Consider the following 23462-nt stretch of genomic DNA (forward strand, 5'->3'; position numbering starts at 1 on the left):
TAACGAGTATTATATAATTATGCAAAAAATAGTTACATTTCATATTGACGAATATGGAGATGAGCCTGAAGTATGTGCTGCCGCCCCGGGGCGTTTTCATCTTCTAGGTGAGCATACATGGTTTGCTCAAGGAAATACTCTTTCTATGAGCATCAACCACTATTTGTATGCTTGTGCATCGAGACGCAGCGATAATAACTTTAGGCTGTTTTCAATTTCGCTTAATGAGCGGAAAAAAATATCCTATTCCGGTCTCAGGTATAAGAGGGAAGACCGATGGGCTAATGCAGTTAAGGCCGTTATTTCTGCATTTAATGATTTCGGATATCAAATATCAGGTTTGAATTTTACCATTTTGTCAGAAATACCTGCCGATGCGGGCTTGGGAACCCCCAATGCTCTTAAAACGGCTACGGCTCTTATCTTACGGAAGATGTTTGCTCCCAAACTAACAAAAAGCGATTTGGTCGATATTCTTGAACATGCAAATGTTCAGCACCTAAACACCTATGCGCATAGAGCGGATATTTTATGTGCTCTCTTTGCAAAATCCAATCACTGTGTGCGGACCGATCACCGAAAAAAAACTGCGGATATTTATCCCTTCCCTATCGAAGGTCATTCAATCATATTGACCGATTCCCGAGTACCGCGTATAATTGCCCGCGAAGAACTGACAGCCCGATTGGATGAATGTGTGGAGGCCTATGAGCTGGTAAAAAAACAGCCGGATATGCCCAAAAACATGATGCATCTAACCGAAAAAATGCTTGAAGAGATCGATATACCCGAATCGGTGCGTAGAAGGGTTACCTATATTATCAGAGAGTCTTTAAGTGTAGATGAAGCTGTGGATGCTCTCAGGCGTAAAGACAATATCATGCTTTCGCGAATCTTAAACCGTTCCCATGACGGACTCAGAGACCGCTTTGAGATTTCTTGTCCCGAATTGGATTGGCTGGTAAAGCGCTCCCTTGAGTTTATGGAGCCTTCGGTAACCAACCTTGTTTGTTCAAGAATGACAGGAAAGGGCTTCGGCGGCTGTACCTATACAATTCTTAAAGATGAAGATGCACAAGCTTATATAGAAAAAGTTGGAGACTATGAAAGAATTTTCGGATTTAAGCCTTTGATATACAAGGCTAAGCCTACAGGCTGCGCAAGAACCTTTTGATAAGGATTTAAGAAAGTGGAATTTTTAAGTGTGCTGCTCTGCTATTGTGTAAAAAGTTTTTTTTCTGTATAATTTGAAAAAAGGGGAGGGGTTCATGTATTCCGAATTAAAAGAGGGTGTAAATCTATATAACAAAAAAGACTATCAGGAAGCCTTAGTTTTCTTTTTAAGTGTCAGTACGGAAGATGCTCTTATCAAAATCGAAATAAATTATTATATTGGCCTTATATATTCCCGCTTGTCGGAGTATGAACAAGCTCTTGAATATCTTGAACAGGTTGTTACAGCAAGCAAGGATATTGCAAAGGTTTATCAATGCAGATTGATTTTAGCCTTTATCTATGCAAATACAGGCCGAACCAGACTGGCAGAATTTGAGCTTTCAAAACTTATTGAAGCCGGCTATGAGTCGGTGCAGGTTTACTCTTCATTAGCCTATGTTTATTATGAACACCAAGAAACCGAAAAGGCTATCGGCTATTACGAAAAAGCCTTAAAGGCCGCTCCCGAAAACAGCACAGCCCTGAACGGCCTTGCCTATATTTTGGCCGAAACGGATATGGATCTGACCCGCTCCTTGCTTCTTTGCAAAAAAGCCGTAGAAAAGCAGCCCGAAAATCCGGCTTATTTGGATTCTATGGCTCTAATCTACCATAAGATGGATCTCGCCTCGGAAGCAAAAACCTATATTACTAGGGCAAAGGAAAAATTACCCGATAATAAGATTATACTCAAACACTTTGACATGATAACTTCTGGTGCAAGGGAGGCTTAAGATGAAGGTCGGTATAAGATTTCGTATAATTGTTTTTGCAATTTTAGCTTTGTTTGTCCTTCCTATTTTTCCGCAGGATAAGAATTTTACCGATAAGCCGTCCTCGTCGGATAAGAGGGTTGCTTCAGAAGAATTCAGACGGGGCGTTCAAGCCTATTACCGCGGCACTTTTAACGAGGCTATTCTATTATTCGAAAAAGCCCTTTCTTATCTACCTAGCGAGCCCTTAATTTTGGACTGGCTCGGCAAGGCTTATTACAGCTCCGGGGTTGAGGGTGCTGCCATGACTCAGTGGGAATTGGCCGAAGCGGCCGGTTACGGCGGAATGCTTTTAAAAAATAAGATAGAAATTTTAAAAGAATCGAGGAGCCTCACCCCCTATGCTTCCGATAACATGAAATATGTAGAAAACTCGTCTTTTAGCTCGAAGAACGGCAGCATAGAACTTTTCCGCCAGCCTCTTTCGGTAGCTGCCGTTTCTGACGGCTCCTTTTGGATGACGGCCTACGGTTCAAACGAGCTTTTGCATTTTAATGTAAACGGTATAATTTTAGATAGAACCCGCGGCCCCATTCAAGGCTTTGACAGGCCCTTCGATGTTATCGCCTTATCGGACGGGAATCTCTTGGTTTCGGAATTTGCTGCCGACAGGCTTTCTCTTCTTGATAAAAACGGTTCTTTTATAAAATCTTTCGGAACGCGGGGCAGGGGAAACGGGGAATTTATAGGCCCTCAGTTTTTGGCCTCGGACGATTACGGAAATATCTATGTTTGTGATTTTGGAAATGCAAGAATTGTAGTTTTTTCTTCTGCAGGAGAGCCTCTTTTTACCTTTGGAAAAAAGAGCGGTCTTTTCGGGGGCTTTACGGCTCCTTCGGGCATAGCTGTAGTTGACGGACTTGTCTATGTTGCCGATTCGGTAAAGGGTGCCGTTTACACATTTGATACGGCCGGCAACTTTGTGCAATCCCTTTTGCCTGATGGAACATTAAAACAAATAGAGTCTCTTAGAGAATGGAACGGTAATCTTGTTGCCTCTGCAGGGAACAAGGTCTACCTTATCGACATTGCTTTTTCGACAATAAGCGAGTTGACTAGTTTGGGAAATGTTCCTACCAATATTACGGCCGCAGTTCCCGATGTAAACGGAAGTCTTCTTTTGATAGATCATAAAAATCAAAAGGTCGAAATAACCTCAAGAATAAATGAACTTGCAGGCGGCCTTTTTGTATTGATAAAAAAAATCTACTCCGATAAATTCCCTGATGTTTTGATTGAAGTAAGCGTCCAAAACCGGGACGGAAAGCAGATTGTAGGCTTGACGCAGGATAACTTTATCATCACGGAAGGCAACAGGCCTGTTGCCGATTATAGCCTTACAGGTTCTTCTTATCTTAATAAAACCTGTGACATAGCCGTCATTGTAGAAAGATCTCCTAACTCCTTAAAGGAAAAGGCCTTGATAGAGGCAGCCTTAAAGGAGATTGCAGAAGCCATGCAGGGCAGGGGAAGGATAAGCCTTATTTCGGCCTCTTCTATTCCCTCTCTTGAAGGAAAATTCTCTCCCGCCGACTTGATGACCCTGCCTAACCGCATAAAGGCTCCGGCCTCTACTGATTGGAAATTCGATCTTGCCTTACGCCTTGCCGTAGGAGAACTGATAAATGCCGAACAAAAAAGAGCTGTTCTTTTTTTGAATTTCAGCGATCCTAATTCGGATAATTTTAAGCAATATAATTTAAACGATCTTGCTTCATATATGAAAAATAACAATATACATTTTTACCCGATTAGCTTAAAAAAGGGAGCTCCGGCCTCCGAAATGAGTTATCTTGCAAAAAAGACGGGAGGTAAGGCTGCATATATCTATGCCGAAAAGGGTTTAAAACCTCTTATTGATGACATTATAGAACAGCCCTTAGGAATGTATCAGCTTAAATATACTTCTACAATGCCCACAGACTTCGGCCGGGCTTTTTTACCTGTAGAAGTAGAAGTTCAACTTTTAAAAAGATCCGGCCGAGATGAAATAGGTTACTTTGCTCCTTTGGAGTAGGGATTGATATAGACATCCATCTGTGGGAAGGGTATTTTGATTTCGGCTTCTTCAAACAGCTCGTTTATCAGCTTAAACACGGAATTCTTTATTACAAGAAAGTCTTCATTTGCTCCCCAAGCATAAAAGGCGACTTCTATGCCGGAATTTGCATAAACCGACCATAAAATAAAGGGTTCGGGGTCTTGTAAAATTTGCGGTACACGGTTCGGGATTTCCATTAAAACGGCTTCTACCTTTTCCATATCGCTGCCGTATGCAATGCTTATCTTTGTTTCAATTCTCCTTATCGGAAGGCTTGAGTAGTTTATCAGGTTTCCCTTGATGACTACCTCGTTCGGAATACGCACTATGTTTCCGTCAAGGGTTTTTACTCTGATGGCCATAAAATCGATTGATTCCACATTTCCCGTTATGTCGGCAAGCTGGATGCGGTCGCCTACCTTAAAGGCTTTTTCGGCAAGGACAAAGAAGCCAGAAATTATGTTTGATACCGAGGTTTGTGCTGCAAAACCTATGGCAACACCGGCGATACCGGCAGCTCCGACAAAGGCATTTATATTTATACCGAGCTTTTTGAATATTGTCATCAAGATAACCGCCAGACAGGTGTATTGGAGAATCTTTGTTATAAGGTTCTGAATTGCAGGACTTACCTTGTTCTCTGTAATTTTTTTAAGCGATTTAATTATAATTTTAAAAAAGATGTATGTAATTAAAATTATCCCAATGAGGGACAAAATAGACATAAAAAAGGGCAACGTAAAGTTTGCTCTAAAAAAACTTTGTATCTGTTCTAAGCTTATATTCATTTTGTTAATTTATCAAATTTTTTGTAAAGAGCCAATAGGTAGACAAAGCTCGGTATTTATAGTATAAAATAATATGAAGTACGGTATTTCTGCTATAGCATTTGACATTGATGGTACGCTTTATCCTTCATGGCGTTTTCATTTACGCATAATTCCCTTTCTTGTAAAGCATTTTACAATTATGTCTGCTTTTAACAAGACCCGAAAAGATATTCGATTATGGCAGGAAAAAAATCCCGATAAACTTTTAAACAACTTTTTTGATTTTCAGGCAGAAATCTTGGCAAAATATGCAGGAAAGAGCCAGGAAGATGTTAAGCATTTTTTGGAAATCCAAGTTTATGAGGGTTGGAAAAAGCGTTTTGCACGGATAAGGCCTTACTTTTTTGCAAAAGAATCTATAGAAGAATTTAAAAGGAGAGGTCTTAAAATAGCCCTTCTTTCAGATTTTTTACCGGAACAAAAAAATGATGTATGGGGGATTTTGCCTCTTTGTGATGCATCCTTTGGAACAGAGGCTATCGGGGCCTTAAAGCCTTCTACTCTTCCATTTAAAAGACTGGCTGATGCCCTTGATCTGCCTTGCGATAAGATTTTATATGTGGGAAACAACCTAAAATATGATGTTGCAGGAGCCAAGGCTGCAGGAATGTACACGGCATGCATAAAGAGCAGATTGTTTATTTTATTTAAAAAAATTTTTGCTCAAAAAGATAATGAAAAACCTGATATTTATTTTTCAAACTATCGCCAATTATTGAAATTTATGATATAATCTGATATTATAAAAAAAAGGGTGGGACTTTTTAATGAATTATATTCTATTCAATCTTATCACATTGGTAATTTGTGTGGGTATCATTATTGCTTTTAGACAAAGCGATAAAAGTAACCGATCTATCGAAAAAGCAAAAAAATATGGAGATAAAGTAAAGGAAGATCTTGAAGCTTTTGTAAACGAAAAAAATTCTACTTTAAGCGATCTTTCCACAGAATTGACCGTGCAGCAAAGTAAGGCTATTGCGACGGTAAAACGCCTTGATGAGTTGCGGGCCGATTTTTTGGAGCAAACTAAGACGGTAGAAGAACGCTCTGCCGCTATTCGGAATATTGATAGATATATTACCGAATCTGAACAAACAATTCAAAAACTTATGGATATGACGGCCTTGGCAGAAAAAAACCTAGCGGAAATTACAAGAGAAGCGGACTTTGTCGATTCGCTTGCAAGATCCATCAATAATGCAAGGACTCAGCTCAATAATCTCACCGAAAGTATTCCCGAATTAAAACAAAATTTTGCCGCCGAGGCCGATGCAAAATTAAGTGAATATAAAAGCAAAATATTGGATGAAATGGGCCTTGTAATTGATGATGTTGAAAACCGCCTTGCCTCCGCCCAAAAGGATACCGGAGACTTGTTGGAAGTGACGGCTATTAAACTTCAGGATTTATATAAAGAAGCTTATAACGCTGCTGCGGACAAGGCCGGAGCTCTTCAAGAGGCCGCATTTGCCAAATTAAAAGAAGAAACTGCGGAAAGGGTTCAAAGCTACCGTAAAGAATTTGAAGAAACTGCGGCAGAGATTGAAGCTCAGATGGATGACAATCTAACCATGACAAGACAGATTGCTTCAGAATTTAAATCGGAATGGGAAACTCAGGCAAATGACTATCTTGCACAAATGCAATCGGAATTTTCGCAAGCCGAACAAAATATTTCTTCGCGTCTAAATTCCATATCCGAAAAATTAAAAGAAACGGAAGACTCGGTTTCGATGAGATCGGATGCTCTTTCCTCAGATTTAAGTCAAACCGAAGCTACAATGAGGTCGCAGTTTAACACCCTTGCTGCAAATTTTCAGGATAACATAAATTCCCTTTCCAAGGTTACAGACAAAAAATTAAATGAATTTAGGATCGAGACTGAAGAGAGGTTTACCAAATTCGAAAAGGCCATTGAAAATGTCGACAACCTAAAAGAAGAAATCGAAAAATCTCAAGTGCTTATTAAAAATGAGATGACGGCCGAATTCTCTTCTTATGTAAATTCTGCAAAACAAAGTCAGCAAAACTTTTTTAACGAGTTTACAAATAATTCCGAAAAAATACGCGAACGCATGAAGGCCATTGATGCAGGTATAGATGATCTTAAGGCCAAGGCCTACACAAATGTTTCTGAAAAACTTAAAATGTTTGAAGACGACTTCTTTGCGGATCTTGCAAAGAGGAGCGATGCTATAAACTTAAGCTTTGATCAATGGAAAGAAGATGTTTCCGCCAACATGACCCTTCTTGCTTCAGAAAATGAATCGGCAAGGAAGGATTTGGAAGAAAAATATAAGGCTGATCTGCGTGTAAGACTGGGTCAGGCTGCCGAGGAATATAAGGCTCTTTTTTCCAAGCTGGATGAAAAGGTTAAAAATGTTGAGGCCGGATTGGATTCCCGCATTTCTGCGATGGATGGCTCTGTAGAGGAATCTATCGAATCATTCCGTGAAAATGTAAATCAGATAAAGGCCAAGGCTGCACAGCAGCTTGAAATCGAACTTTCGGCATATAAGGAGCATATTCAGACCCTTATGACTGATCAGAGCAAAGAGCTTGAAAACACATCAAAGCTCTTGCAGGAAAAACTTGTTTCAATTAAACAAGAATCTGAAGACAAGTTTGAAACAATTAAAAAAGACTTTGAGACTTGGAAGAGCCGTACGGATCAGCAGTTTACCGATGCCCGAACCTTCTTTGATGAGAAGATTACTAACTTCGGTCATTTGACTGAAAATGCCATTAAAAATCTTGATACCAAGTATAATGCCCAGTACAAGGACTTTATAGCAAAAAGCGGCGATGCGTTTAACGGTATTCAAACTAAACTTAATGCTGTCGATACCAAGGTCGCTTCGGCAAACAAATCGATTGATGAGCATGTTTCCGAAATTACAACCCGCTTTAATACTGATGCAGAAAAGTTAAATCAGGTAATCAATAAGAAAATTAAGGATGCATCTTCTGAGGCTGAAAAATCTGTTCAGGGCATCAACGATATGATTCTTGAAGTCAGAAACCGCCTTGATGAAACTCAGGATAAGGTCCGGGAAAAGATACAATCCGATTCTGACCGCTTAAATTCAGTCCTGGAAGAAATAGACAAAAAACAAAACGACTTTATTACTCAAACAAAGGTCTTTGAAAAAGCTGATGAGTTAAAAGGGGCTTTAGAAAAAGATATTGCTTCTTTGAAAAACGAGGTTACTAAATTTGAAATTTACCAAAGCAAAATGGAAGATCTTTCTATTCAATATGAGAAGGTTACTCATTTGGAAGAAGAAGCCAAACAAAAAGTAAACCGCTTTATGACCGAGCGTAAAAATATTGAGCTTCTTGAAGGCGAGTTTATCAAACTTAATGCTCTTTCGGATTCCATGGATAAAAAAATCGTGGAGCTTACTGCCGTAAATGATGACTTGCAGCAATATCAAGTGCAAATTAGAAAACTTGAAGAGAGTATCGGTGATGTAAATACCCGTTATGAAAGGCTAGAGAAAAAAGATGCCGTATTAAATCAAACCCTTGCAAGCATTGATTCCGCTTTTGAAAATTTAAAAGAGCTTGAGTTAGATATAAAGAAATTTAAGGCTGAAGTAAGCATCATTCCTCCCGATATAGAAAGGATAAAAACTACTCTCGAAACTCTTTTATCAAATCAGGACAGGGCAGAGCTTGTTTGTGAAAAGATAGAAAATGTAGATTCCGCATTATCCGATTTGGATGCCAAGATGGATAACCTAAAGCAGGCTAGAAGCTGGCTTGCTGCAACAGAAACAAGGCTTAAGGAAATTTCTGACGAGTCCGAAGCTCAGCTAAAACTTATGTCTGACCTTTTTAAGGGAGAAAAACCGGAAAGGAACGAAAGCGGAAGTCCTTCAGCAAGTACAAAAGAAAATGTATTGAAACTTTCCCGTCAAGGATGGAAAAGTAATGAGATTGCAAAGGCTTTAAATTTATCGATAGGGGAAGTAGATCTTATTCTTGAGTATACTAACAAAATATAAGGCATGAGGCAAGGGCGGCAACGGCCTTGCCCCTTCCTATTATTCCTATACCTTCGCCGGTTTTTGCCTTTATAAAAATTTGTTCTTTTTGTATTTTTAAAATTCCGGCGATTGAATTTCTTATTTCTTCGCGGAAAGGCAGTATTTTCGGTTCTTCTATTATTATTACGCAGTCAATGTTTTGGATTTTCCAGCCTTGTGCTCTTATTTTTCCCCACACTGTTGATAGAAGCTCTGCAGAATTTGCGTCCTTCCATTTTTTATCGCTTGGCGGAAAAAATTCTCCTATGTCTCCCATGCCGCAGGCACCTAGGAGTGCATCGGTTATAGCGTGGAGAAGGACATCTCCGTCCGAGTGGGCTTTTTCACCCTTTTTAAAAGGAATATGAATGCCGCCGATCATAAGTTTTTTTCCTCTGACTAATCTGTGTAAGTCGTAGCCCAGGCCTGTTCTCATTTTATATCTTCCTTAAAAGTTATTTTTTTGTTGGAGACTTCTCCGGCACAAATAAAAACCTCTCCGGCAAATTCTCCGTAAATTTCGCTGTCATCGGTGTATTCTTTTCCGCTTCCCAAGGCTTGTTTGTGAGCGGCGAGTATTTTGTCAAAGTCGAATCCTTGAGGGGTTTGTACCGAATATACCGAGCTTCTTTTTAGGTGTTGAATTATCTTACCGGATTTGTCTGCAATTTTTTGCGTATCTACTGCTTGATAGCCGGGAATTACCGCACCGGTATTGCAGACCTCATTCGCAACTTGTTTTATAAGCTCGCAGCTGACCCATGGGCGGGCACCGTCATGGATCAATACAAATTTAAAAACGGCTTCTTTTTTTTCTTTAAGTTCTTCGAGCTTTAACAAGGCCTTAAAGACTGAATTCTGCCTTGTATCGGCTCCGGCAGTAAAAACTATTTTTGTATTTTTTTCTGCGAGATTTTTTTCGATTCTTTTATCTTGAAAAATCATATTATTTGCTTCGAAAATATCGTCGGGAGGAACGGTAATCACTATGACTTCAAACAGCTGTGTTTTTAAAAATTTTAAAATGCATTCGGAGAGGACTGTAGCATTCTCTCCGAATTCGGGTAATCTTAAATATTCTTTTTTTGTATTTAAATTCATCCTTTGAGATTTGCCCGCCGCAGTTATTACGGCAGCAAATCCTAAATTTTTAATCGTCTTCATACATATCGGAATCTTCTATGTCGTCTTCGTCCATATCGTCAAATTTTTCATCATCGTTTACGATTAAATCATCATCTTCGTCATATTCGTCTTTGAATTTTTTCTATGGGACCTCCGAGAGGTTCAAGGTGCAAGTGTATAGAGGCCTCTACTTCGGTCTTTGTCATTTTTAATGCAGCTGCTATTTCGTCTTGAAAAATTCTATAGGCTGAGTCGTAGAGCTTTCTTTCCTGAATGGGGAGCTCCTTTGTTTTGCTTCGCTGATATAGGGAGCGTACAACAGATGCCGTGTCCAATATCTTTCCGCTTTTAAATAAATCCATATTCATTTGATAGCGTGCCTTCCAATCTATAGGGATCGGCTCAAAATCTTCGGATAGGAATTTGAGGGCGGCTTCTGCTTCTGCCTTTGTTACTATACGCCTTATACCGAGATTATCAATTCCCGTCGTGGGTACCAAAACCGTCATATCCGAATCTGCAAGGTAGATAACATAATAGTCTATAACCTCGCCGGCAATTTCTTTTTTGGTAATATCGGTAATAGTTCCTACACCCTGCCCGGGATAAACGACAACTTCTTTTGCTGAAAAAACAAATTTCTTACTCATATGTTCGAAGATTATAGCATAAATATCTTTTTTAGTCTACGAGGCTGAAATTTAGCTCACGGCTTACGCACGAAAAAAAATAGCCGATATTTAAAGTATGAAAACATTAAAAGAATATTTTAACGAACTTAATGATAATCGTCAGTCTGGCAAAGTAAAACATCTAATCAGTGAAATATTGGTAATAGCACTGTGTGCTGTTTGTAGCGGAGTTCAAACTGTATTTGAAATAGGGGAATTTGCCGAAGTAAAAAAGGATTAGCTAAAAAATGAGGTAGGACTCTTGTTAGAAAATGGCGTTCCTTCGCACGACACCATAGGAAGAGTCCTTGCGATGATTAATCCCAAACAATTTCAAAGCCTTTTTATCTCGTGGATTGAACAATCCCTTAATATTCCAGCAGGTTCATACATTCACATTGATGGAAAAACATTACGTGGAAGTGCAAGTGAACAAAGCAAGGGCATTCATTTAGTAAGTGCATTTGCTCACGAAGCGGGAGTTGTACTAGGACAAATAAAATGTGCTGAAAAATCGAATGAAATCACAGCAATTCCTGAACTCCTTAACCTTTTAAAACTAAAAAGCTCGATAATTACTATAGATGCCATGGGTTGTCAAAAAGAAATAGCAAAAGAAATCACAAAGAAAAAATGTGATTATGTATTGGCTCTAAAAGAAAATCAACCGGCAGCGTATAATGATGTAAAAGATTATTTTTCTATAGAAGATAAAGACTTTCAAAACACACTTTTAAGATTTGAAACCTTGGATATAGGGCATGGCAGAGAAGAAAAAAAGAGAATACTTTCTTTCTTCTAATATAAACTGGTTTGCAGATAAGAATAAATGGGCAAATTTAAAGAGTTTTGGAATGGTCAAAAGCACTGTAAGGTGCAAAGGCAAACAATACAGTGAAAAGCGTTACTTTATTAGCAGTATAGAGGATATAAATGAGTTTGTAACAGCTGTAAGAACACATTGGACAATAGAAAACACCTTACACTGGTCGCTGGATGTAATATTTAGAGACGATGAATGTCAAATTCGAGAAAAAAATACTGCTGAAAACATAGCAATTTTAAGGAGGATTTGCTTTAATCGAATGAAAATGTATCAAAACGGTAAAACTCTGAAAAGGAAGAAAATGCTTTGTACTTTTGATGATTCATTTAGGTTTAATGTTTTATTTAGCTAAGGAATTCATGCGTAAGCCGTGAATTTAGCTGTACGAGAAATCGCTGTCGCCTATAAATTCGCGCAAGATCGATTGCCCATGTACAAAACTGGCCGGAAGAGGTAAAAAGTTTCCTAAAAATGTTAATAGCCGCGATGCTTCGTTGTATTCTTTTTGGTTTGGTTTTACCGCCTTTAAAAGAGGTTCTGCATAGACTTTTAAGACTGCAAGCTCGTAGTCCAAAGCCGTGTTAAAGACTGCATCGGCATTTCCTTGGAAGGGGAAAATATATTTTGATTCTCCGCTTCGTACATCGCCCCACATTCCTATTGTCCTTGAAGCCGGACTTCCTCTGAATTGGGCATCCCGCACTATTCGTCTTATAAGCCTGTTGTCCGAGGTCGGGATGCGGTTGTGGTCATCCAAATTAAGCTGTGTAAGGGCCGAAAGATATACCTTAAATTTTAGTGACTCGTCTATTTTTGCCGTAAGTTTATCGTTGAGAGCATGGATTCCTTCCAAGATAAAGATAGTGTTTTTTTCGGGAGTGAACATCTTGCCTTCAGGACGGCGGGAACTTATTTTAAAATCGTAGGACGGCATTTCAACCGTTTCTCCATTGAATAAACGGAGGAGAACATCGTTTAAAAGATCAATGTCCAAGGCTTCAACACATTCAAAGTCGGGCCTCCCGTCTTCTTTTTTCGGCGTTTTGGCTATGCCTAGGTAAAAATCATCAAGGCTTATAACCTTGGGTACGTAGCCGAGAACCTTAAGCTGCATTGACAGCTTTTTTGCCGAAGTAGTTTTGCCGGAACTTGAAGGTCCTGCTATCAGAATTACCCTTGCAGTTTTTTTAGCCGTTACTTGTTTTGCAATTTCGGCAAGTTTGTTGTTTTGGAGTATCTCGGTAATTTCTACATAATCTTTTATTTTCCTAGAAGTGATTAAATCGTTTAATTGGCCTACCGAGGAAACTCCTACGAGTTTTCCCCATTGCTTATACTCTTTATAAATTTCAAAAAGATGGGGTATATCTTTAAATTCGGAAAGTTTTGCAGGGCATGAGGTTTTCGGAAAGCGGAGTAAAAAGCCGTTATCATAGGGCATTACATCAAAGACCTTGACTTCTCCTATTCTGTCCATAAGGGGTTGAAAATAAAGATCCTCATAAGTACCTAAGCGGTTTATTAAAATTCGCGGCTTACTGGTATAGTTTAAAAGCCTGTAGGTATCCGGCTGATTTGAGTTTTCGAACTTTTCCAAGGCTTCTTCATACGAAAGCCAATGGGTATCGATAGGCATATCTTGAGCAACCATTTCATCCATTTTTGCCTTGATAGCCTTAAAGTCGACCTTACCCGAATTTTTTTCCTTCAAGGGTGTAATAATAACCGTAATCCAAACTATGTCCCATTAAAAGCCGCAAGCCGGGGTATAGCTCTTTTGCTGCAGCAGCCAAAATAAGGCAGAGTGTTCTTCGGTAAAAATTTGATCCCTCACGATCTGTTAATTTTACCGGTTCAATCTTTGATTGTACATCGATGGTTTTGTTCAATGGAACTACCAAATTGTTGACCTTTATACCTACTATCGGAACAGCCGATGCCGGAAAATATTGCACCAGCTCCCGGGCCGTTACAGGATGAACAAATTCTTTTTGATTTCCGTCAGGAAAGGTTATTTTAAATGAAGCCATAAGACACTCCTAGAAATTAAGTTGTACTATATCAATTATAGCATATTTTTTATAAAAGTCCAGCTATTGACTGTTTTTTAAAAGATTGATAATCTTATGCTTTAATATTCAATATTTATAAGGATTTATTCTATGAAATTTATTAAAAATTTTACTCTCATTTTATGCTGTGCCTTTCTTTTGTTTGTGTTTACATCCTGTCAGGAAAAAAAGGCTGAATCTGAGTCTTCTTCCGAAGGTAATGCCGCCGAGGCAAAAGAAGATATTTCGGTAAGCGAAGATGAGGTAGGTTATGCCTTCGGCGTTATCATTGCCCAAACCGTAAAGCAAGACGGTATAAAAGTTAATCCTAAGCATATTTTAAAAGGTTATAATGCGGCCATGGCCAAGGATTTTAAGGAAACCGGTCTTCAGGATGCTCAGATGGTTTTAAATAAGGCCTTTCAAATAGCTCAAATGGAAAAAGCTGCAAAATCTCTTGAGGAAGCGAATGCCTTTTTGGAAAAGAACAAGGCTAAAGAAGGTGTTATGGTTACCGAATCGGGTTTACAGTATGAGGTGCTTTCAAAGGGTAAGGATGAGATCTATCCTTCAGAAGCCGATGAGGTTGAAGTAAACTATATCGGAAAACTCATTGACGGAAATGTTTTTGATGATTCATATAAAAGCGGTTCAAGTGTAAAGATTCAGTTATCAAGGGTTATTCCCGGCTGGAAAGAAGGCTTGCAGCTTATGAGCCCCGGTTCAAAATTCAGACTTTATGTTCCGCCTGCATTGGGCTATGGCGAGCAGGGAATTGTTCAAGGTTCTGCCATTATAATTCCCGGCAATGCTGTGTTGATATTTGACATTGAGCTTTTAAGTATCTCACCCAAAAAAGAATCGTCAAAAAAATAGTCTTTTGATGTATTTAAAAAAAAAAAGAGTTTTGTACTTTTAGGCAAAACTCTTTTTTTATGCGGATCTTAGTTTTTAGATTTCTCTTTCAGTTTTGCTTTATTCCAAAATTCTTCCATTTTTTCAGAATTTTCAGGTAAAAGGTCAAAGCCGTTTTTTTTCATCTCAGCTTCGACAAATCTAAAACGGCTTTCAAATTTTTTGTTTGCGTGCATTAGGGCCAGTTCGGGATCTATCTTTAAAAATCGGGCTGCGTTTACTGCAACAAAAAACACATCTCCTATCTCGTCTTCCATAGCGGACTGAGAACCCGATTTAACGGCTTCGGCAAATTCTTCCGTTTCTTCCTTTATTTTTTCGATGACTCCTCCTATTTCGTTCCACTCAAAGCCTGCCTTTGCAGCTTTTTTTGAAATCTTTAAGGCCCTAAGCATGGGCGGAAAGTTTTTAGGGATGGAATCCAAAATCGATTCAGCCTTAGGTTTTTCGATTTTTTCCTTTATGTTTTCCCATTGGTTTAAAACCGATTCCGGGGTCGAAGCCTTTTTATCGCTTTCAGGGCCTTCATAGCCCTCCGTTTCTCCGAAGACATGGGGGTGCCTTCTTATGAGTTTTTCTGTCAGGTTTTTCATAACGTCGGCAGCCGAAAAAAGCCCTTCCTGTTCGTACATATACGAAATCATAAGTACGTTTAAAAGAACATCTCCGAGCTCTTCTTTTACGTGTTCCGCATCCTTGCCGGAAGTCTTGTGTTCTTCTACTGCATCGGCGGCCTCATAGGCTTCTTCCAAAAGGGGCCGACGCATACTCATCGGTGTTTGAGCTATATCCCATGGACAGCCTCCGGGGCCTCTTAATCTTTTAATTACATTAAAAAGAGCTTCAAAGCTCTCAATCGCTTGTGAATTTTCCATAATGACAAGCATTATAGCAAAAAGATCCGATAATTGACAAGCTGTTGCCCTTGTGCTAAACTAATGTCATGATGGATTTTAGTAGAAAACTGCCTATAGGTGTACAGAGTTTTAAGGTATTGCGTGATGATAATTATCTCTATGTAGATAAGACCGAATATATTTATAAATTAGCCTCTACAGGACGTGTTTATTTTTTAAGCCGCCCGAGAAGGTTCGGAAAAAGCCTTTTTCTTTCGACATTGGAAGCTTATTTTTTAGGAAAAAAAGAATTGTTTAAGGGCCTCGCAATCGAAAAACTTGAAGAAGCCGAAAAGGGAAAAAGAGAAATTTGGCAGGAGTATCCCGTTTTTTACTTGGACTTTAATGTCGGAAAATATGACTGTATTGAAGCTTTGAATACCAATTTTAATGTGTTTTTGTCCGATTTAGAAGAAAAATATGGGACATCCAGGGCTGAGGATAATTTTGCAAAACGCTTTGAAGGCCTTTTAAAAAGAGCTTATGAAAAAACAGGAAAACAGGTAGTTGTACTTATAGACGAGTACGATAAGCCTCTTTTATATTCTATGGAAAATCAGCCATTGAATGACGAGTATCGTGCCGTCTTAAAATCCTTTTACTCGGTTTTAAAAAGTTCCGACCAATATATACGCCTTGCATTTTTAACGGGAGTGACAAAATTCAGCAAGGTCAGCATATTCAGCGATCTAAACAACTTAAACGATATTAGTTTAGTCCCTCAATTTTCAGGTATCTGCGGAATAACTCATACAGAGCTGCTAAAAACCTTTGAGCCCGAAATAAGGGCCTTAGCCGAAGCAAATGAGCTAAGCTATGAGGACTGTATCAAAACCTTACAGCAAAAATATGACGGCTATTGCTTTGTGCCTGAAACGGAAAGAATGTACAATCCCTTCAGCTTACTAAATGTATTTTTCGGGAATCAATTTGAGTATTATTGGTTTGCTACTGGTACACCTACATTTTTGGTAAATTCTTTAAAGCGGAGCGATTATCACATTCCCAATCTTGACGGCAATGTTGAGATGACCTCGGCTGGACTATCCGATTACAGGGCTGAGGCGGGTTCGGAAATACCCGTATTGTTTCAGGCAGGCTACTTAACGATAAAGGGCTATGATAAGCTCTTGCAGCTTTACAGGCTCGGCTTTCCTAACGATGAAGTCAGATACGGCTTTTTGTATAATCTTTTCCCGAACTATTGCAATGTAGTTTATGCGGAAGGGCCGTTTTGCATAGCTCAATTTTATCGGGATATAATTGCGGGCAGGGTAGAGGAGTTTATGCAAAGGTTAAAGTCGATAATGGCAAGCCTCCCCTATGATACCGTAAAAAAAGAAAGCGGTGAAAGCATCGCCTTGAGGGAGCATAATTTTCAGGTCTGCGTATACTTGGTCTTTGCTCTTTTAGGACAGTTTATCGAGCTTGAAACTCCTGTTTCCAATGGAAGAACGGATGCCGTAATAAAAACTGACTCAAGGATTTACATCTTTGAGTTTAAGCTGAAAGAAGATGCCGCTGCCGCCTTAAAACAAATCAAAGAAAAAAACTATGCCGAAAGGTTCAAGGCAGAAAACAAAAAAATCTTGCTAATCGGTGTCAGCTTTGATGCGGAAGAAAAGACCGTCGGGGAGTGGATTATTGAAGAGCTTTAAGCCTAATTAAGAAAAAGGCCTGCACCTAGGTGCAGGCCGCTTTTTTTGCAGGATAATTACTTAAAAATTATTTAAGCACTATTTCTACGGTAAAGTTATCTCCGTTTAGGTCTGATTCTTGCACCATGTAACTGAAATTTTTGTGTCCGCTATTTTCCTGCTCAATACCGTTGATTTTCCAGCTTTTTACTTCTTCCAATCCGGATAAAAGAGCATTAAATTCAAGTCTGACATCTGCATAAACTCTTAGGCCCGAATTAAATTCATCTCCATATTGTTGTCGGCATTTTATCTTGCCGGAATCAAAGTCCAAAGCTGCACTTTTTAAGCCTTCTTTAAGCTCGCAGCTTACCATTATAGGGCCTCCTGAACTCTCAGATATATAAAATTTCATTACCGTAACATTAAACCGTGTATTTTCTTGCCCATTCCAGCCTTGAGGTTTCTTGTCATTTATCTTCCAGCCTTTAACGGCAGAATCAGGCATACCCAGAGCTTTAAAGTCTAGAGATTCCCCTTCATAAACAATGGTCTTATCGGATTCTACATCAATGTTTGTTCCATTTCGGTTTACAGAACACCTTATGTTGCCGTCAAAGTTTACCTTTGTCTGAGCCGCAGGTATTAAGGTATAGCTTATGTTGAGTATATTGTCTTTAAAGTGTTTAGCCTGTACGGTAAGCCAAAGCTGATGATATTCACCCCCCGATCCGTTTGATATTTGAGTACCATTTACCATCCACTTACCGACCACTTTTCCTTGAGGAAGATTGACATAAAAGTCAAGCCTATCCCCTTCTTGTACCTGATCGCCGCTAGTTATTGAGGTACCATTACCGTGTTGGTTATTTTTTATACAGGTCATGGGATTTTCAAATTTTATGCTTCCTGTTGCTGCTCCTTTTGTGGTATAGCTTATTGTAAGTGTGCCGCTTGTTAGGTGTTCAGGCTTTACGTGATGAACCGTTATCATAAAAGTGCAGACCTAAAAACCCGAAAAATAAAGGAAGGGAAGATATGGTCAAGTACAATAAAGAATTTAAGGAACAGGCACTGCTATTGTCAGATGAGATAGGAGTGAAAAAGGCAGCCGAACAGCTGGGACTCAGTTATTACACGATTGCAGAGTGGAGGAAGGTGAGAAGCCGAAAGGCGAAGGAAGAGAGAATCGCATCGGACAAAACACCGTTAAACGAGAGAGAGCTTGCCATGCAGCGAGAAATACAGGAGCTGAAAAAAGCAAACGAAATACTCAAGGACGCTCTCGGTTTTTTCGTCGTAGACCGGAAGAAGTAAGTACGCAAGGGTTATTCAGCTACATTTTGGAAAATGCAAAAGAGAAAATGTGGTCAATTGTAAAGCTGTGTAGAACCCTAAAGGTGAGCGAAACGGGTTTTTACAAGTGGAAACGGAACCGTACAAAGATGAAACGCTGGCAACTTCTTCTGGTCGAAATACACAAGATTCTTTCACAAGATCCTGAAAACGATAATTATGGAATACAGAGAATGCGATTAGCACTTGAGCAGCGAGGCATAAAAGTTTCTCGCTCGACTATAATCAGAGCGATGAGGAAGGGGAATCTGCTTCATAAGAGCAGAAGAAGCCCTGATGGACTTACCAAAGCCGACAGAAAGGCGCAAAGGCCTGAAAATCTTCTTAAAGGGGACTTTAGCGCAGACGCTCCTAACAAGAAATGGCTGACCGATATAACGCAGGTTCCGTGCAAAGATGGAAAGCTGTATATTGCACCGATGATGGACTGCTTTGCAGGAGAGATAATCGCAGTAGCGATGGACGACAACATGAAAAAAGAGCTTTGTATAAAAGCTCTAAAGGAGGCATATGAATTAAGAAAGCTTAGAGCTGATGGGCTCATACATCACAGTGATGCTTAAGCTCTCAATACACGAGTGAGGCGTACAAACTTGAGTTGGCTCGCCGTCATGCAATTCAAAGCATGAGCGGTGTGGGAAAATGTTATGATAATGCGAGAATGGAATCCTTTTTTGCGACACTCAAGAAGGAGAAGCTATACCGCATAGATACAACAAAATTGAAAAGGGAAGAAGTAAAGAAAATCGTCTGGAGGTTTATTGTCTACTACAACCGACGAAGGATTACCACAATGAATCCGAAAGGTTATCCTCCTGCGATTTATCGGGAACTGTTTGAAACCGGTTTATCAAAACCGGCAGCTTAAACTATATTTTAGGGAATTTAGGGTATGCACTATTATTGACTTTTTCAGTTTACCGTCCACTTATCGACTACTTGCCCTCCTTTAGGATTGGCAGTAAAGGAAAGCATATCCCCTTCTTGTACTTGATCGCCGTTAGTTATTGAGGTACCATTACCGTGTTGGTTATTTTTTTCACATGTCATGGGATTTTCAAATTTTATGCTTCCTGTTGCTGCTCCTTTTGTGGTATAGCTTATTGTAAGTGTGCCGCTTGTTAGGTGTTCAGGCTTTACGTGAAGCCAAAACCTGTGAACCGTTATCATAAAAGTGCAGACCTAAAAACCCGAAAAATAAAGGAAGGGAAGATATGGTCAAGTACAATAAAGAATTTAAGGAACAGGCACTGCTATTGTCAGATGAGATAGGAGTGAAAAAGGCAGCCGAACAGCTGGGACTCAGTTATTACACGATTGCAGAGTGGAGGAAGGTGAGAAGCCGAAAGGCGAAGGAAGAGAGAATCGCATCGGACAAAACACCGTTAAACGAGAGAGAGCTTGCCATGCAGCGAGAAATACAGGAGCTGAAAAAAGCAAACGAAATACTCAAGGACGCTCTCGGTTTTTTCGTCGTAGACCGGAAGAAGTAAGTACGCAAGGGTTATTCAGCTACATTTTGGAAAATGCAAAAGAGAAAATGTGGTCAATTGTAAAGCTGTGTAGAACCCTAAAGGTGAGCGAAACGGGTTTTTACAAGTGGAAACGGAACCGTACAAAGATGAAACGCTGGCAACTTCTTCTGGTCGAAATACACAAGATTCTTTCACAAGATCCTGAAAACGATAATTATGGAATACAGAGAATGCGATTAGCACTTGAGCAGCGAGGCATAAAAGTTTCTCGCTCGACTATAATCAGAGCGATGAGGAAGGGGAATCTGCTTCATAAGAGCAGAAGAAGCCCTGATGGACTTACCAAAGCCGACAGAAAGGCGCAAAGGCCTGAAAATCTTCTTAAAGGGGACTTTAGCGCAGACGCTCCTAACAAGAAATGGCTGACCGATATAACGCAGGTTCCGTGCAAAGATGGAAAGCTGTATATTGCACCGATGATGGACTGCTTTGCAGGAGAGATAATCGCAGTAGCGATGGACGACAACATGAAAAAAAGAGCTTTGTATAAAAGCTCTAAAGGAGGCATATGAATTAAGAAAGCTGATGGGCTCATACATCACAGTGATGGCTCTCAATACACGAGTGAGGCGTACAAACTTGAGTTGGCTCGCCGTCATGCAATTCAAAGCATGAGCGGTGTGGGAAAATGTTATGATAATGCGAGAATGGAATCCTTTTTTGCGACACTCAAGAAGGAGAAGCTATACCGCATAGATACAACAAAATTGAAAAGGGAAGAAGTAAAGAAAATCGTCTGGAGGTTTATTGTCTACTACAACCGACGAAGGATTACCACAATGAATCCGAAAGGTTATCCTCCTGCGATTTATCGGGAACTGTTTGAAACCGGTTTATCAAAACCGGCAGCTTAAACTATATTTTAGGGAATTTAGGGTATGCACTATTATTGACTTTTTCACTGTTAGGCTCGCCACCTGAACCATTTGATACTTCCTTACCGTTTACGGTCCACTCATCGACTATTTGCCCGTCTGTAGGATTGGCAGTAAAGGAAAGCTCATCCCCTTCTTGTACTTGATCGCCGTTAGTTATTTCGGTTCCATGACCGTTTTTGTCTCTTTTGGTGCAGGTCATGGGATTTTCTGTTTCATTCCATTGTAAGTTTCCTTTTGCCAGCTTTTTTTTGCTATAGCTTATTGTAAGGGTGCCCTTTGAGATATGCTCTGTCTTTATAATAATGTTAAATTCGTTAGGTCTATTGCCACCGAGTAGAATTTCTGTTTCTGTTTCAATACCGTTTACAAGCCATTTGTCTAATATTTCCCCTTCATCAATATCAGCGGTAAATTTAAGAGCATCTCCTTCTTGTACCTGCTCGCCGTTAGTTATTGAGGTGTTTGGGCCGTGTTGGTTTTGTTTTTCACAGGTCATACGGCTTTTTTCATTATCCCAGTGTACGGTTCCTGTAGAAGGTGTTTTTGGCGTACAGCTGAAGTTTAGCATTTTATTGCTGTCTGCATCAGCCGTGCTTATTTTATAGCCAAAAAGTCTCATTATAATCTCGCCTGAGGCAGGCTTACCGTTTACTAAACATTGATCGATTATCATACCTTCATCGAACTTCGCTTCAATAACAATTATTTTACCCTCATCTACCTGTGAACCTTTAGTTATTTCAGGTGCTCCTTTTTCCGAAATAAAAATCCTTTTGACTGAGTTGTCATAATCAATTGTAAGTTTTTCAGCCATAGCCGGAGTATAGTCAAAACGGATAATGCGGTTGTCGGCATCTTCTTCTTTTACTGTATACTCATATAAATGGGGAAATCCCACAGGGCTTGCATAAGGTTTTATTGAGGATGAAGGCTTTCCGTTTATTATCCATGAAGGTTTTTTACCTTCTTCAAGGGGGAAAGCACTAAGATATATCTTATCTCCTATGAAAACTTTGTCATCGTTACCTAATTCTGAGCCTAAGCGGTTTAAGAAGGCCTTTATTTTGTCTGTATCGAATTTGACGGTTATTTTTTTCTTTTCCCATTTTGCATAAAGCCTTATATTGTCTGTTACTTTATCCGTTTCGAAGTTCCATTTTGAGGTAAATTTATCGTCAGTATACCAGCCTTCCAAGTCATTTCCGGCTTTTGTGATTGAAGAAGGCTCGGTGATTTTATCTCCGTGGCTAATAGTTTGTTTTTCGGGTTCAGGGATTCCGCCGTTCGCTTCAAAGATGACCTTATATGTTTTTTGCTTAAATTTTACTTTTACGTTCAGGTCTTCGGTTAATTGATGCTGAATGGCTGCCGCATTAGCCGGACTTACACTTATTCCTTCCCAGTTTAAAATTTCAAAGCCTTCTTCCGGGATTGCTGTAAATTTAAGAAGCGTATCTGCCTGTAGTTTTGAACTGTTTGTTACCTCGTTTTCTCCGGCCTTTACTTCAACTGTTCCTCCGCTTCCTTCAACAGCGAAGTTTACAGTGAATTTTTGTATGACATTTACGGTACAAGTTTTTTCGAAGTTACCGTCCAATGTTTTTACCGTGATTTTTGCAGTGCCGGGCCCTTTAGCCGTAACGGTTCCATTTTGCTCAACCGAGGCCGCCGCATTATTATCAGACCTCCACTCTACATTTTGATTTGTTGCATTTGAAGGCTGAACCGTTGCTGTCAGTTTATGCTGTTCTCCAACTTCAAGGTCAAGCGTTGCAGCTGAAAGCTCCACTCCTGTTACGGGAAGTTTTTTTCGGGTAACAGAGAGGGTTTGAGTCCAAGCCTTATAGCCTCCTTCCCCCGACTTTTCGGCAACGGAAAGAGTTATGGATGCAGGTTCTCCTACTGTAAGATTAATTGAAACGGGATCCTGAGTTACCTGTATATTTTGAATCTCTTCTGAAAATCTAAAAAAAACGGCTTTTATGTTGGCACTTGTGATGGTTTCCTTATCGTTAGGTACACTGACCGACATAGAAGTTAAATCTGCCGCTTCTCCATGCACTTTTAAAGATTTAAGGATTAAATCAGGCAGATCCGAAGGCGATAAGCATTTTACTTTTATAGTCTGTTTCCATTCTCCGTATTGATCTTGAGCTCCTTCAATTTTCAAAGTAACCTCAGTTTCAGCTCCTTCGGTAAGAGATACAGGGTTGTTTTCAATTAGAATTGAGGGAGTAATCTCCGCAGCTCCTGCGGTAAATTTTCCTTCGGCTTGATTTATAGCTTTCAAGCTGTTAGGAACACTTACCTTCCAATCGGTTAGGTCCACAGTATAGCCGTTAAGTTTTATGTATTTTGGAACAGGGATTATCTTTTTAAATTTAGCGCTTATCTCAATATTTTCCGTTACGGTGATGATGTTAGGGTTTGTTTTAGGATTGGGTATCTTTGTCCAGTTTGCAAATTCATAGCCCGTATTAGGTATTGCCTTTAATTCTACTGTTGTACCTTTTTCGATAGATAGTTTTTTTGTTCCATTTTCTGCAACAGTTTCAGTGTTGCCTGACCATGCGGCTTGAAGAGTTCCGTTTGCTTCTGCTTTAAGGTTTAAGTCTGCTTTTTCTTTGATAAACTTAAGCGTAACTTTTATGCCGTTTTTATTATGCACTGAGAGGTCTG

22 protein-coding genes and 3 pseudogenes are annotated in these 23462 nt (G+C 39.6%); 16 read left to right on the forward strand and 9 right to left on the reverse strand.

Annotation, left to right across the window (positions count from 1 at the left end; genetic code table 11):
• The first annotated feature begins 19 nt into the window (after positions 1-19).
• The 3 genes from E4O00_RS02105 to E4O00_RS02115 all read left to right on the forward strand — a co-directional run bounded on the left by E4O00_RS02105 (position 20) and on the right by E4O00_RS02115 (position 4005).
• Complete coding sequence (locus E4O00_RS02105) at positions 20-1174, forward strand: galactokinase (RefSeq protein ID WP_253678363.1); 1155 nt, start codon at positions 20-22, stop codon at positions 1172-1174.
• Positions 1175-1268: 94 nt separating this feature from the next.
• Complete coding sequence (locus tag E4O00_RS02110; protein ID WP_253678364.1) at positions 1269-1949, forward strand: tetratricopeptide repeat protein; 681 nt, start codon at positions 1269-1271, stop codon at positions 1947-1949.
• 1 nt (position 1950) lies between these two features.
• The gene (locus E4O00_RS02115; RefSeq protein ID WP_253678365.1) at positions 1951-4005 is read left to right on the forward strand and encodes a hypothetical protein; all 2055 of its coding nucleotides are present in this window, start codon (positions 1951-1953) and stop codon (positions 4003-4005) included.
• Here the strand turns inward: E4O00_RS02115 and E4O00_RS02120 are convergent.
• Positions 3984-4817 carry a mechanosensitive ion channel family protein gene (locus E4O00_RS02120; RefSeq protein WP_371922704.1) on the reverse strand — a complete coding sequence of 278 codons (834 nt, stop codon included), beginning with the start codon at positions 4815-4817 and terminating at the stop codon, positions 3984-3986. The two genes, E4O00_RS02115 and E4O00_RS02120, sit on opposite strands and share 22 nt — an antisense overlap.
• Before the next feature lie 73 nt (positions 4818-4890).
• Between E4O00_RS02120 and E4O00_RS02125 the strand changes: the two genes are divergently transcribed.
• Positions 4891-5592: an HAD family hydrolase gene (locus E4O00_RS02125; RefSeq protein ID WP_253678367.1), complete on the forward strand. Its 702-nt coding sequence runs from the start codon at positions 4891-4893 to the stop codon at positions 5590-5592.
• Between the two features lie 34 nt (positions 5593-5626).
• Positions 5627-8872 (forward strand): SpiroCoCo family coiled-coil protein, encoded by a 3246-nt coding sequence (locus E4O00_RS02130; RefSeq protein ID WP_253678368.1) that lies wholly within the window; start codon positions 5627-5629, stop codon positions 8870-8872.
• Here E4O00_RS02130 and ispF read toward each other — a convergent pair.
• The 3 genes and pseudogenes from ispF to E4O00_RS02145 form a co-directional block, all read right to left on the reverse strand.
• Positions 8859-9329 carry a 2-C-methyl-D-erythritol 2,4-cyclodiphosphate synthase gene (gene ispF, locus E4O00_RS02135; protein WP_253678369.1) on the reverse strand — a complete coding sequence of 157 codons (471 nt, stop codon included), beginning with the start codon at positions 9327-9329 and terminating at the stop codon, positions 8859-8861. The two genes, E4O00_RS02130 and ispF, sit on opposite strands and share 14 nt — an antisense overlap.
• The gene (locus tag E4O00_RS02140) at positions 9326-10057 is read right to left on the reverse strand and encodes an IspD/TarI family cytidylyltransferase (RefSeq protein ID WP_253678370.1); all 732 of its coding nucleotides are present in this window, start codon (positions 10055-10057) and stop codon (positions 9326-9328) included. The genes ispF and E4O00_RS02140 overlap by 4 nt, the downstream gene beginning before the upstream one ends.
• Positions 10044-10668 (reverse strand): annotated as a pseudogene (locus E4O00_RS02145) (CarD family transcriptional regulator). The gene E4O00_RS02140 and the pseudogene E4O00_RS02145 overlap by 14 nt, the downstream one beginning before the upstream one ends.
• Positions 10669-10765: 97 nt before the next feature.
• Between E4O00_RS02145 and E4O00_RS02150 the strand changes: the two are divergent.
• The 3 genes and pseudogenes from E4O00_RS02150 to E4O00_RS02160 form a co-directional block, all read left to right on the forward strand.
• Positions 10766-10987: pseudogene (locus tag E4O00_RS02150) on the forward strand (transposase family protein); the annotation flags it as partial.
• A gap of 15 nt (positions 10988-11002) precedes the next feature.
• Positions 11003-11491 carry an ISAs1 family transposase gene (locus E4O00_RS02155; RefSeq protein WP_253679608.1) on the forward strand — a complete coding sequence of 163 codons (489 nt, stop codon included), beginning with the start codon at positions 11003-11005 and terminating at the stop codon, positions 11489-11491.
• Positions 11451-11867 carry an ISAs1 family transposase gene (locus E4O00_RS02160; protein WP_253677383.1) on the forward strand — a complete coding sequence of 139 codons (417 nt, stop codon included), beginning with the start codon at positions 11451-11453 and terminating at the stop codon, positions 11865-11867. Before E4O00_RS02155 ends, E4O00_RS02160 begins: the two co-directional genes overlap by 41 nt.
• Before the next feature lie 24 nt (positions 11868-11891).
• Here the strand turns inward: E4O00_RS02160 and E4O00_RS02165 are convergent.
• Positions 11892-13545, reverse strand: a pseudogene (locus tag E4O00_RS02165) (nucleoside kinase).
• Between the two features lie 132 nt (positions 13546-13677).
• On the opposite strand from E4O00_RS02165, the gene E4O00_RS02170 reads away from it, so the two are divergent.
• On the forward strand, positions 13678-14442 hold the full coding sequence (locus tag E4O00_RS02170) for an FKBP-type peptidyl-prolyl cis-trans isomerase (protein WP_253678372.1): 765 nt from the start codon (positions 13678-13680) through the stop codon (positions 14440-14442).
• Between the two features lie 68 nt (positions 14443-14510).
• Here E4O00_RS02170 and mazG read toward each other — a convergent pair whose 3' ends face one another.
• Positions 14511-15356, reverse strand: coding sequence for a nucleoside triphosphate pyrophosphohydrolase (gene mazG, locus E4O00_RS02175; protein ID WP_253678373.1), 846 nt, complete (start codon positions 15354-15356; stop codon positions 14511-14513).
• A gap of 71 nt (positions 15357-15427) precedes the next feature.
• Between mazG and E4O00_RS02180 the strand changes: the two genes are divergently transcribed.
• A complete protein-coding gene (locus E4O00_RS02180; RefSeq protein ID WP_253679610.1) occupies positions 15428-17035 on the forward strand; it encodes an ATP-binding protein in 1608 nt (535 codons plus the stop codon).
• Positions 17036-17102: 67 nt separating this feature from the next.
• Here the strand turns inward: E4O00_RS02180 and E4O00_RS02185 are convergent, their stop codons facing one another.
• Positions 17103-18008: a hypothetical protein gene (locus tag E4O00_RS02185; protein ID WP_253678374.1), complete on the reverse strand. Its 906-nt coding sequence runs from the start codon at positions 18006-18008 to the stop codon at positions 17103-17105.
• Between the two features lie 44 nt (positions 18009-18052).
• On the opposite strand from E4O00_RS02185, the gene E4O00_RS02190 reads away from it, so the two are divergent.
• From E4O00_RS02190 to E4O00_RS02200, 3 genes are read left to right on the forward strand one after another with little or no spacing between them, the layout of a single operon-like run.
• Positions 18053-18331 carry a transposase gene (locus tag E4O00_RS02190; RefSeq protein ID WP_210121237.1) on the forward strand — a complete coding sequence of 93 codons (279 nt, stop codon included), beginning with the start codon at positions 18053-18055 and terminating at the stop codon, positions 18329-18331.
• Between the two features lie 26 nt (positions 18332-18357).
• Entirely contained in the window at positions 18358-18933 is a 576-nt protein-coding gene (locus E4O00_RS02195; RefSeq protein WP_253678375.1) for an IS3 family transposase, read from the forward strand.
• 35 nt (positions 18934-18968) lie between these two features.
• Positions 18969-19238, forward strand: coding sequence for an integrase core domain-containing protein (locus E4O00_RS02200; protein WP_253678376.1), 270 nt, complete (start codon positions 18969-18971; stop codon positions 19236-19238).
• Between the two features lie 44 nt (positions 19239-19282).
• Here the strand turns inward: E4O00_RS02200 and E4O00_RS02205 are convergent, their stop codons facing one another.
• Positions 19283-19540, reverse strand: a complete 258-nt coding sequence (locus E4O00_RS02205; protein WP_253678377.1) for a hypothetical protein — start codon at positions 19538-19540, stop codon at positions 19283-19285.
• Between the two features lie 44 nt (positions 19541-19584).
• Here E4O00_RS02205 and E4O00_RS02210 point away from each other — a divergent pair, with 44 nt between their 5' ends.
• From E4O00_RS02210 to E4O00_RS02220, 3 genes are all read left to right on the forward strand, one after another.
• On the forward strand, positions 19585-19863 hold the full coding sequence (locus tag E4O00_RS02210) for a transposase (RefSeq protein ID WP_210121237.1): 279 nt from the start codon (positions 19585-19587) through the stop codon (positions 19861-19863).
• Positions 19864-19889: 26 nt separating this feature from the next.
• The gene (locus tag E4O00_RS02215; RefSeq protein ID WP_253677866.1) at positions 19890-20417 is read left to right on the forward strand and encodes a DDE-type integrase/transposase/recombinase; all 528 of its coding nucleotides are present in this window, start codon (positions 19890-19892) and stop codon (positions 20415-20417) included.
• 72 nt (positions 20418-20489) lie between these two features.
• Positions 20490-20759 carry an integrase core domain-containing protein gene (locus tag E4O00_RS02220; RefSeq protein WP_253678376.1) on the forward strand — a complete coding sequence of 90 codons (270 nt, stop codon included), beginning with the start codon at positions 20490-20492 and terminating at the stop codon, positions 20757-20759.
• A 1-nt stretch (position 20760) separates the two neighbouring features.
• Here the strand turns inward: E4O00_RS02220 and E4O00_RS02225 are convergent, their stop codons facing one another.
• A complete protein-coding gene (locus E4O00_RS02225) occupies positions 20761-23451 on the reverse strand; it encodes an InlB B-repeat-containing protein (protein WP_253678378.1) in 2691 nt (896 codons plus the stop codon).
• Between the last annotated feature and the right edge of the window lie 11 nt (positions 23452-23462).

Origin of the sequence: Treponema sp. OMZ 788 (genome assembly GCF_024181245.1) — a bacterium.
Classification (GTDB): Bacteria; Spirochaetota; Spirochaetia; order Treponematales; family Treponemataceae; genus Treponema_B.

Bases quoted from the DNA above. Each gene is read 5' to 3' on its own strand.
- E4O00_RS02180 (WP_253679610.1), top strand. From the start codon at position 15,428: ATGGATTTTAGTAGAAAACTGCCTATAGGTGTACAGAGTTTTAAGGTA.
- E4O00_RS02140 (WP_253678370.1), bottom strand. From the start codon at position 10,057: ATGAAGACGATTAAAAATTTAGGATTTGCTGCCGTAATAACTGCGGCG.
- E4O00_RS02115 (WP_253678365.1), top strand. From the start codon at position 1,951: ATGAAGGTCGGTATAAGATTTCGTATAATTGTTTTTGCAATTTTAGCT.
- E4O00_RS02160 (WP_253677383.1), top strand. From the start codon at position 11,451: ATGGCAGAGAAGAAAAAAAGAGAATACTTTCTTTCTTCTAATATAAAC.
- E4O00_RS02170 (WP_253678372.1), top strand. From the start codon at position 13,678: ATGAAATTTATTAAAAATTTTACTCTCATTTTATGCTGTGCCTTTCTT.
- E4O00_RS02110 (WP_253678364.1), top strand. From the start codon at position 1,269: ATGTATTCCGAATTAAAAGAGGGTGTAAATCTATATAACAAAAAAGAC.
- E4O00_RS02190 (WP_210121237.1), top strand. From the start codon at position 18,053: ATGGTCAAGTACAATAAAGAATTTAAGGAACAGGCACTGCTATTGTCA.
- E4O00_RS02125 (WP_253678367.1), top strand. From the start codon at position 4,891: ATGAAGTACGGTATTTCTGCTATAGCATTTGACATTGATGGTACGCTT.
- E4O00_RS02130 (WP_253678368.1), top strand. From the start codon at position 5,627: ATGAATTATATTCTATTCAATCTTATCACATTGGTAATTTGTGTGGGT.
- E4O00_RS02105 (WP_253678363.1), top strand. From the start codon at position 20: ATGCAAAAAATAGTTACATTTCATATTGACGAATATGGAGATGAGCCT.
- E4O00_RS02185 (WP_253678374.1), bottom strand. From the start codon at position 18,008: ATGATAACGGTTCATCACGTAAAGCCTGAACACCTAACAAGCGGCACA.
- ispF (WP_253678369.1), bottom strand. From the start codon at position 9,329: ATGAGAACAGGCCTGGGCTACGACTTACACAGATTAGTCAGAGGAAAA.
- E4O00_RS02205 (WP_253678377.1), bottom strand. From the start codon at position 19,540: ATGATAACGGTTCACAGGTTTTGGCTTCACGTAAAGCCTGAACACCTA.
- mazG (WP_253678373.1), bottom strand. From the start codon at position 15,356: ATGGAAAATTCACAAGCGATTGAGAGCTTTGAAGCTCTTTTTAATGTA.
- E4O00_RS02155 (WP_253679608.1), top strand. From the start codon at position 11,003: ATGATTAATCCCAAACAATTTCAAAGCCTTTTTATCTCGTGGATTGAA.
- E4O00_RS02120 (WP_371922704.1), bottom strand. From the start codon at position 4,817: ATGAATATAAGCTTAGAACAGATACAAAGTTTTTTTAGAGCAAACTTT.
- E4O00_RS02210 (WP_210121237.1), top strand. From the start codon at position 19,585: ATGGTCAAGTACAATAAAGAATTTAAGGAACAGGCACTGCTATTGTCA.